8 protein-coding genes are annotated in these 12952 nt (G+C 43.0%); 3 read left to right on the forward strand and 5 right to left on the reverse strand.

Annotation, left to right across the window (positions count from 1 at the left end; all coding sequences use genetic code 11):
- Positions 1-154: 154 nt before the first annotated feature.
- The 3 genes from LX73_RS04805 to LX73_RS04815 all read left to right on the forward strand — a co-directional run bounded on the left by LX73_RS04805 (position 155) and on the right by LX73_RS04815 (position 5196).
- A complete protein-coding gene (locus LX73_RS04805) occupies positions 155-685 on the forward strand; it encodes a DUF4402 domain-containing protein (protein WP_148898324.1) in 531 nt (176 codons plus the stop codon).
- 114 nt (positions 686-799) lie between these two features.
- Entirely contained in the window at positions 800-1648 is an 849-nt protein-coding gene (locus tag LX73_RS04810; protein WP_148898325.1) for a fimbrial biogenesis chaperone, read from the forward strand.
- Between the two features lie 32 nt (positions 1649-1680).
- Complete coding sequence (locus tag LX73_RS04815; protein ID WP_148898326.1) at positions 1681-5196, forward strand: fimbria/pilus outer membrane usher protein; 3516 nt, start codon at positions 1681-1683, stop codon at positions 5194-5196.
- Here the strand turns inward: LX73_RS04815 and LX73_RS04820 are convergent, their stop codons facing one another.
- The 5 genes from LX73_RS04820 to LX73_RS04840 form a co-directional block, all read right to left on the reverse strand.
- Complete coding sequence (locus LX73_RS04820) at positions 5197-6450, reverse strand: pyruvate dehydrogenase complex dihydrolipoamide acetyltransferase (protein WP_148898327.1); 1254 nt, start codon at positions 6448-6450, stop codon at positions 5197-5199.
- A 78-nt stretch (positions 6451-6528) separates the two neighbouring features.
- Entirely contained in the window at positions 6529-7512 is a 984-nt protein-coding gene (locus LX73_RS04825) for a pyruvate dehydrogenase complex E1 component subunit beta (RefSeq protein ID WP_148898328.1), read from the reverse strand.
- Between the two features lie 115 nt (positions 7513-7627).
- Positions 7628-8734, reverse strand: a complete 1107-nt coding sequence (gene pdhA, locus LX73_RS04830) for a pyruvate dehydrogenase (acetyl-transferring) E1 component subunit alpha (RefSeq protein WP_148898329.1) — start codon at positions 8732-8734, stop codon at positions 7628-7630.
- A gap of 163 nt (positions 8735-8897) precedes the next feature.
- A complete protein-coding gene (gene alaS, locus LX73_RS04835) occupies positions 8898-11567 on the reverse strand; it encodes an alanine--tRNA ligase (RefSeq protein ID WP_148898330.1) in 2670 nt (889 codons plus the stop codon).
- A 225-nt stretch (positions 11568-11792) separates the two neighbouring features.
- Entirely contained in the window at positions 11793-12719 is a 927-nt protein-coding gene (locus tag LX73_RS04840) for a ferredoxin reductase domain-containing protein (RefSeq protein WP_148898331.1), read from the reverse strand.
- Positions 12720-12952: the final 233 nt, after the last annotated feature.

Genomic DNA, 12952 nt, shown 5'->3' on the forward strand with positions numbered 1-12952 from the left:
GTTAGAACTCTCTTAATTTCCCGCTTTAAATTCGTAAGAGCAGGAATTTTCCTTAATTTGACTCAGCAGCGATTTAGGTTTCAGTATTTAGGTGACTATAAAAACGGAAGTAACTAACGAAGTGACTAGCTCTTTAATAAAACAATAGACTACTATGAAAAAGACAATATCTTTATTATCAATTATGGTATTTGTTCTGGTTTTAACCGGAACGAGTATTGCCCAAGTTACTGTAGATGCTTCTACAGACATTGTTCAGGATTTAACACTCACTAATAACAGTGATTTAAGTTTTGGACAAATCAGTAACTCACAAACAGCAGATGCTATCCTGGACCCACAAGGTAATACCACAGCTAATGTAGGTGGTACAACTTCGCTTGGTGAAGTACAAATTACAGCGGCCCCAAGCTCTAGTATCGTTATCTCATTTTCTAGTCTAAATAACTTAGATGACGGTAATAGTAATACGATTGGCTTTACTGCGGATTACAGTGGTAATACAACCAATAATGCCGGCGGATCTACCGATCTCAATACCGGTTCCAGCAATACTGTTACTACTCACGGAACTTCTGGTGAATATTTTATTTATTATGGCGGTACGCTGGCCGGCGGAGATATTGACGGGACTCCAACCGGCACTTATGACGGAACTATTACAACAACGGTTAACTATGAGTGAGTTTTAACTTTGGTTTTAGGGAAAGCTTCAGGCTATAATAAGTCTGGAGCTTTTTCTTTAGCACTAATCGGGCTATATTATGGCTTTATTCGAAGTTAATCAATCGTACACCCTATGACTTCCAATATCTCGTCTCCGAAAAAAATTACACTACTGTTATCGTTTTTTTTATTGGCAATAACGAATCATGTGGCAGCGCAGATAAGTATTGCTCCCACGGCGTTATTTTTTGACCAGCAAAATCGATTTAGTTCCCTGACAGTCAGCAACGGAGGTCAACAAGCACAGGAAATATCAGTCAGTACGATGTTTGGCTATACCACTTCAAAAGACGGTGAAATTGTCATTGCTAATGATTCTGCAATGGCAAAGAAAAAATCAATAGCCGACTGGATAAAAGTATTTCCCAAAAATTTTACCCTTCAACCGCAACAGCAACAAACGGTGCGGTTCGTCGTACGTCCTCCAAATAATGTATCAGCCGGCGGATATTGGTCACGGGTACAAGTAAAGTCAAATCCCGTGTCTCCTCCGATTGAATCGGTTGAGGAGGGCGAAGTTGGTGCTCAAGTAAATATTGTAGTAAAGCAAGTATTAACGGCTCATTTTCGAGCAAGAGAGGCATCAACCGGAATTACACTGAATTCCGTTAATTTTTCTCAGGATGACAGCTCGAATACCGGTAAATTTGCGGTAAGTATGGAACAAACAGGCAATGCACCTTTTGTCGGGTCCATGACTCTTTCAGTCAAAAATTCTGACGGACAAAAAGTATATCAGACCGCAACTACCAATTCTGTTTATACCACTTTAACCCGCACTTTTACAATGGATTTATCTGATATCCCTCCCGGTAACTATACGCTTTCTGGAACCATTAGATCTGAACGAAGAGACATTAACCAAAATAAATTATTGCAAATAGAACCAGTCTCTTTTCAAAAACAGTTTACAGTTAAGTGATCCAATGGACAACCATAAAAAAAATATTTTTCTTGGCAACAGTTTGGTTACTGTTAGCCATCAGCCCGTCTGTATATGGTCAGCAGTCTAGCTCAAATCCTGCCGAAGTATATCTCACTTTTCAGTATCGTGGAGTTGTCAGTTCATATATAACCAGTTATTACAAAGACAAGCATTTTTACCTACCTGCCAGCGATATTTTCAAGCAGCTGAAAATCCAGCATGAAGTCAACAATGGTGAACTCACTATTAGCGGTAACTACCTTAGCAATACCCCCTTCTCACTGAACTTTAAGAAGCAGATAGCACGGGCCGGAGATACCCGAATTCAGCTCACCGCTGATGACTTTATCATCAAAGAGATTGATTATTTCCTAAAACCGGAGGTCTTTAAAAAAATGTTTGGGCTTGAATTTACCACCAATTTTAACAGCCTGACCCTAGATCTACAAACAAATGACAAGATGCCGGTTATGGCCCAATATGAACGAGAACAAAAGCGCAAACGTATTGACCGACAACAACCGCTCTACAACCAACCCCATTATCCTTTAAAATACAAGCGCAACTACAGCACCCTCAACGGAGCCTTTTTAGATTATAACTTTTCCGCTATTCATACTGATAATTCCCAGCTATTCACTTTTAATAATTCTATGGGAGCCGAACTGCTGGGAGGCGATATACAGGGTACAGTTTTTGGCTCTATCTCTGATCAGCAACGGTCTTTTACAACCTCAAATCTGCGGTGGCGATATGTACAACGCAACAACAATTATTTTAGCAGCGGTATCGTAGGACAAACTACGACCGAGGGTATTATTAGTCGACAAATTACCGGCGTCAAAATTTCGAATAAACCTGTAGAGTCCCGTCGCCTGTTTGACCGTTATGTCATTGACGGAAATGTTACTCCTCAATCAGAAGTAGAACTGTACCTTAATAATCGGCTCGTGGATTACCAAGAAGCCGACCAGTCGGGTAATTATCGTTTTGTGGTACCACTTGCCTATGGAAGTACGGACTATTCGGTGCGCATTTTCAAGCCATCAGGCCGATCCACGGAACGCAGCACCCATATTCAAATTCCTTTTGACTTTGTGCCCTCCGGAGAAATTGACTACAATATCAGCGGCGGGCGCCTTAACAATCCTATCCTCGGTACTACGGAACGAGGATTTGCGGGTGCTGCTTCGGCAGCTACCGGGCTGACGGAGTGGCTAACGGCTGGTGTATCATCCGAATATTTATCAGAGTTTAATTCCGGAGCTCCTTCATTTACCGGGACAATCAATGCCCGGTTATTCTCGAATTATCTTGTGAGCGCAAACATCAATTCTGAAAATTTTTATCGTTTTTCATCAAGTGTCATTTATGGCAATGGTGCCAGCTGGAACCTAACGTATGATTACAACCCCGGCAACAACCGCCTATATAATGTGGGCGGTAATGATCACCGGGTCAGCGCAAACCTCTTTACGCCCTTGAACATTGGTGATTTTCCCTTAAATATCCGTTGGTCATCCACCTATCAAGAAGATAACTTATCATCTCTCTGGCGGTATCGAACGGACGTAAATACGCGCTTGGGACGCCTAAATATTCGCTTAGGATACCAGGATCAGCAAAGAGATGGTTTCTTGCTAACCCCTACTTCAGCTGCGCGGCTTACCAACTCTTATACCTATTCAGTAGGACGAAGTTATCACATTCCCGCCTTTATTCGCGGAATGTTTCTACGTGCCAAATGGACGTATATACCCTCCTTAAGCAAAGTAGAAGAAACGGAGTTACAGCTATCACAGAATCTGTTGGAGACTGGTCGGCTACAGCTAACATTCGGACATAATTTTATAGGTGATTTTAATTCACTGAGCCTCAATGTCACTCTTAATTTTAATAAGGTGAGAAGTAATACTTCCGCTCGTGTCACGGGCTCTCGATCTTCCATCACTCAAAATATCAGCGGCTCAGTAGGATATCATTCTGATGCTGATCAGCTATTATTCCATAACAGACAGCAAGTAGGCCAATCCGGTACCGCCGTTCAGCTATTTGTTGACAATAATAATGATGGATCATATCAGGACAGTACGGACAGAATTATCGATGATGCAGCAGTATCACTTAAAAGAGCCAGCGGACGCACGACCATCAAAAACGGAGTCAACTATATTTCGCAACTCCTACCTTATTACCGTTACGATATGGAAATAAATCGTGGGAATCTCAGTAATCCATTGCTGGTACCTAATACCGACAAATTTTCTATTGTCACTGATCCCAATCAGTATAAAACCGTTGCCATTCCCTTTTACCAATCCGGCGTTATTTCGGGCAAAGTAGAACAAAAAAAGGACAGTACTGCTAAAAGTCTGAGCGGGGTTCGGCTGTTTTTGGAATCCAACTATAAAGACTCATCAAACCGGAATTCTTTTAGCAAAACCATTCGCACTTTCTCAGACGGTTCGTTCTATGCCTATGAAATACCACCGGGACGGTATGACCTGTATATCGACCGTGAGCAGCTGAGTTTTCTAAAATCAAAATCTTCTCCTGATACGATGACGGTTAACATTGAGCCCCTTGCCGAAGGAGACTTTGTGGAGAATCTGGGCTTTACTGTTATCCCTCTCAGTGCTGATACTGCTAAATCAGAACCTTTAATTACTGCTTCTGACGACTCAAATTCTGATGCAGCAAAGGATAGTTCTACAACTGATCCTAAAATCACCGAAAAAAGTAATAAAACTTCGGTATCTGATAACAAACACGCTAACGAATCTGATGCTACAACGTATTCTGTTCAATTAGCCAGCTTTAGAACATTAGAAAATTCTCAATCCGCTGCTGACAATGCTTCAAAAACTTTACAAGATTCTTTTAGTGTAGTGCGAAATACACTTAATGGATATTTTGCAATTCGCGGAACTGCTAATTACAGCCTGGAAAAAGCCATCAATACTGCCACAGCATATCATAAAAACTTTGACTATAACAGTACCGCCGTACTCATTAAAAAACCAAAGCTACCTGATAGCCAACAAGTACCCCCTGTATTTATACAGCTTGGTGCTGACTTTAGTTTTCAGCAGGGTCAAAAGTTTGCAAACAATGCGCAGAAAAATTTATCTCATAAGATAGGCTTAACCTACGATAAACCCAGTAAAATTTATCGTACTTATATTGATTCTTCCTTTAGTTCAGCTGATAAACGAAAAGCACTTCTGGAGGAAATACGCAATAACACCTCCTATACGGATGCTTTTATCCACATCCGACGTCCAACAACCACTGAAAATTCCGGTAACGGTCAACAAATGCACTTTACGTTTAAGATAAGAGTTGAAGAAGCCGGATCATCTTTTAAGCAAGAGAGTGTACCCTCTCTCAAGAAGAATAATCCACAGTTGTCTATAGAAGAAAGCGGAGAATCAACAGTAATAATAAGTGACTTCAATACCTGGAAACAGGCGGAACAACTTTATCAACAGCTCAAAGAAACTAAAGCAGCTGCGGTGCCAGTACTCTTACTGATCCAGCGCTGATTACAGAACCAGCCCCAATGGGTTCTCAAGCATCTGTTTTAAGGTGTTCAAGAATTGGGCCGCACTTACCCCATCCACGATACGATGATCGCTGGAGAGCGTAACTTTCATACGCTTGCCGGGTACTACTTCCCCATCTTCAACAACAGGTACTTCGCGGATGGCACCCACTGCCAAAATACAAGCATTGGGAGGATTAATAATGGCAGTAAACTCTTCGATACCGAACATACCCAGATTACTCACTGTAAAGGTACTGCCTTCCATCTGCTCAGGAGCAAGATCTCGATTCTGTGCTTTTTCAATCAGTGACTGTCCTTCGGCCGCAATCTGTTGAAGTCCCTTCTGGTCGGTATTATCAATCACGGGCGTAACCAATCCCTCATCAATACCCACGGCAACCGCAATATTAACATCACCATGTTCAATAATCTTGTCACCTTGCCACGAACTGTTAATATCAGGATGCTGGCGCAGGGCCGTTGCACAAGCTTTAACTACGACATCATTAAAGCTGATCTTGGTATCACTAATCTCATTAAGCTGCTTGCGGGCATCCCAGACCGCACTCATATCAATATCGATAGTCTCATAATAATGGGGACTGCTGAATTTACTTTCCGACAGACGCTTTGCAATCGTTTTACGCATCTGCGATACGCGGTGCTCCTTATCTTCTTGGGATACGGTAGCTGCCGGAGCCACAGGAGTCTGTGAGGGATCAAAACTTTCAATATCGCGCTTAATAATACGTCCCTGCGGACCACTGCCTTTCACATTAGAAAGTGTAATACCCTGCTCTTCAGCCATATTTCGGGCCAGAGGCGAAGCTTTAATACGCCCATCATCAGCCTGGCCGTTACCCTTATCATCCAGATCACCAAATACCGGATCGTACTCTTCACCTTGTTCTTCGGTTTCGGCACTTTCTGATTTTTCAGTCTCTTGATCATCTGAATCGCTATCGGCAGAACCGCTAGATTGTGCTTCTTCCAGCAGATCATCAATATCTTCACCCTCTTCACCTATTACCGCCATAAGCTGCCCCAGCGGAACGGCATCGCCTTCATCGGGAAGAATTTTGAGAATGGTTCCGGCATCAAACACTTCTACTTCCATCGTTGCCTTGTCGGTCTCTACCTCAGCAATGATATCACCGGATTCTACAGAATCTCCTTCTTCTACATTCCACTTGGCGATTACGCCTTCTTCCATCGTATCGCTAAGCTTGGGCATTTCAACTTTTACAGCCATGAGTCTAAAAATTTTGTATTATGAATTTTGAATGTGGAATTCACCTATTAAATCCACCCACAAATTCAATATTAAGAATTACTTTCTATATGTCACCGTATTGACGGCATCAATCACATTCTGCGCACTCGGCAACCATTCATCAAGAAGCGGTTTGGCAAAAGGTGCATTGGTATCGGGCAAAGTAACACGTTGCACCGGTGCATCCAGATAATCAAAAGCTTCACGCTGGATTAAGTAACCAACCTCAGCTGCCAATCCACCAAAGGGATGCGCTTCATCAACAATCACACATCGGTTGGTTTTTTTAATAGATTCCACAATAGTTTCCATATCCAACGGCTTAACCGTACGGGGATCAACAATCTCCATATCCACATCTTCTTTGGCCAGCTGCTGAGCAGCCTGTTTAGCTACGTGATACATCTTGCCGTGCGCTACCACCGTAACGTCACTGCCCTCACGCTTGACCTTGCCTTTACCTATTGGAATGGTAAAATCGTCTTCTTCGGGTACTTCACCTTTCAATCCGTACATTTGTTCGGATTCCATAAACAATACGGGGTTATCATCCCGGATCGCAGTTTTTAGCAAACCTTTGGCATCAGCCGGCTCGGAGGTGTAAATAACTTTAAGTCCCGGAAAATGAGCGTACATCGAATCATACGAGACTGAGTGTGTTGCACTAAGCTGACCTGCTGACGCATTGGGTCCGCGAAATACAATAGGGATATCCACCTGTCCGCCAGTCATATATTTAGCTTTGGAAGCATGGTTTATAATCTGGTCGGCTGCCAGTACCGCAAAGTTAAAAGTCATGAATTCCACAATAGGACGCAGTCCGTTCATAGCTGCACCTACACCGATTCCGGCAAATCCCAGCTCAGAAATAGGAGTATCTACCATGCGCTTGGGACCATATTTGTCCAGTAAACCTTCGGTAACTTTATAGGCGCCGTCATATTCGGCTACTTCTTCACCCATCACAAAAATATCTTCATCCTGCCCCATCTCTTCATCGATGGCAGCACGAATTGCTTCTCTGAATTGTAACTCAGCCATTTCTAATTATTTATTTCGAAATTATGCACTTAAAACGTCTATTCTTTTTAAAAAGATCCTTTTCCCATAGTACCCACAATGCAACAAATTGGTATCCCAATATTACATCCTACACTTATGTGTGAAATGGATAATCATCTTCAACGAACATATGATCATAAAGTGCTTCCTTCTCGGGGAAATCACTTTCCTCAGCAAAATCAATAGCTTCCATCACAATATCTTCAACCGTATCTTTAATCTCTTCAACTTTGTCTTTATCAATGATTTCTTCATCCAGCAAATAATCCTTGATACGCAGAATGGGATCCATCTTTTCATATTCTTCGAGCTCATCTTTGGTACGGTATTTCATGGGATCCGACATAGAGTGGCCACGATATCGATAAGTTCGAATTTCGACAAGCCACGGATTAGAATTCTCACGGACGTCCTCGGCAATCTCTTTCATCTTCTCATAAACCGTAAACACATCCATACCATTAATAACGGCACTTTTCATACCGTATCCTTTGGCCCGTTCGTGGAGCTCACCCACTGAATGGCGGTGTACAGCAGTCCCCATCGCATAACCGTTATTTTCAATAGCATAAATACACGGGAGCTCCCAATTTTGACTCATATTCAACGTTTCGTGCAAGGCTCCCTGATCTACCGCGCCGTCACCTAAAAAGCAGGCAGTAACCCGGTCATTTTGCTTATACTTATTGGCAAAGGCAATGCCGCCTCCCAGGGGGATATGCCCCCCTACAATACCGTAACCACCCCAAAAATGTTCATCTACGTTGGCAAAGTGCATGGATCCCCCCTTGCCATTCGAACAACCTGTTTCTTTCCCATAAAGCTCGGCCATACCCTCTTTGGGAGACACTCCCCGTACCAGTCCCCAGCCATGATCGCGATAGGCTGTAATGATATCGTCATCATCATTCAGCGCATAAACAGAACCGGTTGAAATAGCCTCTTGCCCCATATAAAGGTGTAAAAATCCGCCAAACTTTCCTTTTTGGTACATCTGCATAGCTCGCTCTTCGAAGCGGCGTTGTAGATACATTTGCTCAAACATGTCCACAACATCACCTTCGCTCAGATCTAGTGACTTGTGCTTTTTTTGAGTGGGAGCAGGCAACTCTGTACTGCGAACAACCTCTCCATTGGTGCGGATCCCCGTTCCGGTTGGGGTAAACGTAACATCTTGTTCTTTTTTACTTTTCTTAGCCATAATCAGTTACAGCAGCTTTACTGTTACAATATCGTATTAAAATTCTAAAAATAAGCGTTCGAAAATATACCCAAAAATATGGGAAATTACAGGTTCTACAACTTACAATTCATAATCTACCGTATATGAGTTAGAATACCACTAAAACAATTGGAAAGAATTGCTATTTAATATGCTTTGTAATGATCGAAGGCAGCTGATCAAATAGCTCATTTAGCTTTTCGGGCTTCCGTCCTCCTGCCGTAGCCAAATTAGGTTGGCCACCACCGCCACCTCCAAGCATTTGACCTAGTTCTCCAACCAGTGCACCTGCTTGTAAATCTTTTCCTTCAATTAAATCCTCAGTAACAGCCGCTGCCACATAAACCTTGCCCTCGTCCTGATCTTTGGCACCCAGTACGGTAATGGTGGCTTCATTACTTTTTTCAAGGGACTCATACCCTAATTGTTTCAGCAAATCCATATCGGCATTGGAAATTTCGCCTGATACTAATTTAATGCCACTTTCTAATTCCGTCGGGTTATTTAAAAACTGGTCAAGTTTTGAAGCACTTTGCTGATGCTGGAGCTGTTCTACCTGTTGTTCAAGGCTTTTGCGGTCTTCCATGAGCTGCGAAATATCTCTTATAAGATCTTCACTCTGACCAATTTGTGATCGGATGCCACGCACCAACTCTTGCTCTGCCCGTAAATACTGGTCTGCACTTTTACCTACCTTGGCTTCAATACGTCGGATCCCCGAGGCTGCAGAAGATTCGTTCAAAAATCGAAAGTACCCAATTTCTCCGGTAGCTTCTACATGCAAACCTCCGCACAGCTCCATCGAGTAATCGGGATCAAAAGTAATCACCCGTACCTCTTCTCCATATTGCTCTCCAAAAAGCATAGTTGCTCCACGCTCTCTCGCCTCATCAATAGGTACACCCCGCTCTTCTTCTTTTGGGATGTTTTGCTGGATATGATTGTTCACGATCTCTTCGATCTCGTTAAGCTGCTCAGGAGAAACAGGATCAAAATGCGAGAAATCAAATCTCAGGTGTTTATCATCCACTAACGAACCTTTCTGAGCAACATGATCGCCCAGCACCTCTTTTAGGGCCGCATGTACAAGGTGTGTAGCAGAGTGGTGCTTGCGAATTTCGCGCCGCCGATCTGCATCAACCCTTGCCTTCCATTTACCATCGGGATTATCGGGCAGACTATCTACGGCATGTACATATCCATCAGGCGACTTTTGTACATCCAGCACGCGAAGGTGCTCGTCACCATTGCTAATGATACCGGTATCGGCCACCTGCCCCCCGCTTTCGGCATAAAAAGGCGTTTTATCCAGAACGAGAGTGGGCTGGCTTTCATCTTTACGCATCAATCGAATATGGCATTCAGCAGAAAGCGAATCGTATCCCACAAATTCAAATTCATCCGTTTCTGTTACGGTAATCCATTCACTGTTTGAGGACTGGTCAACATTAAAGTTACCGGCGGCACGAGCCCGTTCCTTCTGCTCTTGCATCCGTTCGTTAAATCCTTCTTCATCAACCTCTACACCTCGTTCCCGAGCCATCAGCTGGGTAAGATCAATGGGGAAGCCGTATGTATCATGCAATTTAAAAGCTTCTTCTCCCGAAATTTTATTTTTGTCTTCCGTCATCTCATGGAACAGTTCGATACCCTGCCCCAGCGTATCTAAAAAGCCCTCTTCCTCCGATCGAATTACATTTTGCACATATTCTTTCTGCTGTATAAGTACTGGGAACACATCTTTAAACTGTTCGGCAAGTGTTGGTACCAACTTATGGAAAAATGGTTCTTTAAGATCAAGCTTATCCCAACCATATCGAATGGCACGGCGCAATATACGACGCACTACATAACCCCGACCGTCATTCCCGGGCGACGCTCCGTCAGCAATGGAAAAACTTACAGCACGAATATGATCAGCAATCACCCGCATGGCAATATCAATTTCTTCATCATTACCGTACGTTACACCACCCAATTCACCAATGTGCGAAAGCAACGGTTCAAAAAGATCGGTGTCATAGTTTGATTTCTTTTCCTGTAAGACAGCACACATACGTTCAAAACCCATACCGGTATCCACGTGCTGTGCTGGCAATTCCTCGAGAGATCCGTCCGGTTGCCTGTTAAACTGGATAAAGACCAGATTCCAAATTTCCATTACCCTGGGGTCATCCATATTCACCAGCTCTGCCCCATCTATGTCTACACGCTCTTCGTCGGGACGAATATCAATGTGCAGCTCTGAACACGGACCGCAGGGACCGGTATTTCCCATTTCCCAGAAATTATCTACCTTATCGAAGGTTAAAATATGATCCGGATTAATGGACGTTTCTGATTCCCACAGGTCAATCGACTCCTGATCTACAGGCAGACCATCATCCTCATCACCTTCAAAAACAGTGGCATACAGGCGATCGGCTTCCAATCCCCATTTATCTACCAACAGCTCCCAAGCCCATCGGATGGCTTCTCGCTTAAAGTAATCGCCGAATGACCAGTTGCCGAGCATCTCAAAAAGTGTATGATGATAGGTATCGTGCCCCACCTCTTCGAGATCATTATGCTTGCCGCTAACACGGATACAGCGCTGGCTGTCCACCGCGCGCTGCCATATTTTGTCCTTATGCTTATATCCCGATTGTTCATCCAAAAAAATCGGTTTAAACTGATTCATTCCCGCATTGGTAAACAACAAGGTGGGGTCATTTTGCGGTACCACCGGCGCACTGGGTACCTGCAAATGGTCCTTTTCTTTAAAAAATTCAAAAAAATCCTGTCGGATTTCAGCAGAACTCTTGTGAGACATCAGCTAATTTTTCTTGTTTAATAATTTAGAAGACCGTTGAAGATAGGAAAAATAACGATTGAACTCATCTTATGATCAGACAAATTACATGGGATATGAATGATTTTTCGAAAGTATTTTTCAAAGGCCTTTTATAAATTATCCCGATCCAAAAGGATCGGGATATTGAATTTCTTACCTATAAAACATCTACAAAAAGCTATGTAGCTAATTCGTAATTGACCTTTAATATACCTCTACAAAAGTACGGTCAGAGGGTTTTACGTATCGTTTAAAATCTTTGTCATTCCATTCGTCCGGTGCTTTTTCTGCCGCCGGCTCCCGGATATCCAAATATTGATCCAGGCCTTTTTTACCCAGCGCTTCATATATCCCATATTCCATGCCCTTTAATCCACAGATATACATGAGGGTATTTTCTTGATCCAGCAGCGGATCGAGCAGCTCAGACTCATCCCACAAACAGGTTTGTACATATTTTTTAGATCCGTCATCACGTCGTGCTTCTCGGGAGATATGAGGCAAATAGTGAAAATTACCTACCTCTTCATCAAGCGGCTCAAAGTAATCAGCATAAAGCAGGTCGGTACGATAAGGACATCCGAAGACAAGTACAATCTCATTGGCATGCCCACTATCCATAAGCTCTTGAATCATTCCGCGATAAGGAGCAATACCGGTACCTGTCGCAAAAAATACGTAGTTGAAATCACCCGCATTTTCAGGTAGCAAAAATCGGCGGCCGCTGGGCCCCGTCATCTTCACCTTGTCCCCAGGTTCTAAATCCGCCAGATAATTCGAACATACTCCCAAATAAAGCTGATTGTCTTGTAGTTCTTCAATCGTTCGCTTAACAGTGGTAGAAACGAGATTAGAATTACCCCCCTCTCCTTTTGTGGGAGAAGCAACAGAATAGAGCCGTAACTTATAGTCACGACCGCTGTCATTTTTGCCCGGTGGCAAGATACCTACCGACTGTCCTACTCGAATATGTCCTTCTAAATCTGTTCCGCCTACATCAAAAGTGACGTGACGCACAAAATTAGGACTACTCTCCTTGGTACATATCTTATTTTCAACAATAGGTACTTCAACCGGATCCTTGGGCGTACGTATATTTAATTCTACTTCTGGAAGCTTAATCTCGGACATACGACTAACTAAAAAACGTTATTTAGATTTAATTTAAACGGCATCAAAGTTCCCAATAATCCTTTAAACAAACAAGTTATAGCAATGTATTTTCTATTCTGCCAATAAAAACCTGTCAGGGTTCAAAATACTGACAGATCTGACCCATAATAAAACCCGCAGCAGCTGTGACGCCACTGCGGGAAAAGATTATTTGATGACAAAAAGAGTTTACTACCGGTTAATCTTGGGTG

This window comes from Fodinibius salinus (genome assembly GCF_008124865.1).
In the GTDB taxonomy this organism is placed as follows: Bacteria; Bacteroidota; Rhodothermia; order Balneolales; family Balneolaceae; genus Fodinibius; species Fodinibius salinus.

Bases quoted from the DNA above. Each gene is read 5' to 3' on its own strand.
- LX73_RS04805 (WP_148898324.1), top strand. From the start codon at position 155: ATGAAAAAGACAATATCTTTATTATCAATTATGGTATTTGTTCTGGTT.
- LX73_RS04810 (WP_148898325.1), top strand. From the start codon at position 800: ATGACTTCCAATATCTCGTCTCCGAAAAAAATTACACTACTGTTATCG.
- LX73_RS04820 (WP_148898327.1), bottom strand. From the start codon at position 6,450: ATGGCTGTAAAAGTTGAAATGCCCAAGCTTAGCGATACGATGGAAGAA.
- LX73_RS04825 (WP_148898328.1), bottom strand. From the start codon at position 7,512: ATGGCTGAGTTACAATTCAGAGAAGCAATTCGTGCTGCCATCGATGAA.
- pdhA (WP_148898329.1), bottom strand. From the start codon at position 8,734: ATGGCTAAGAAAAGTAAAAAAGAACAAGATGTTACGTTTACCCCAACC.
- alaS (WP_148898330.1), bottom strand. From the start codon at position 11,567: ATGTCTCACAAGAGTTCTGCTGAAATCCGACAGGATTTTTTTGAATTT.
- LX73_RS04840 (WP_148898331.1), bottom strand. From the start codon at position 12,719: ATGTCCGAGATTAAGCTTCCAGAAGTAGAATTAAATATACGTACGCCC.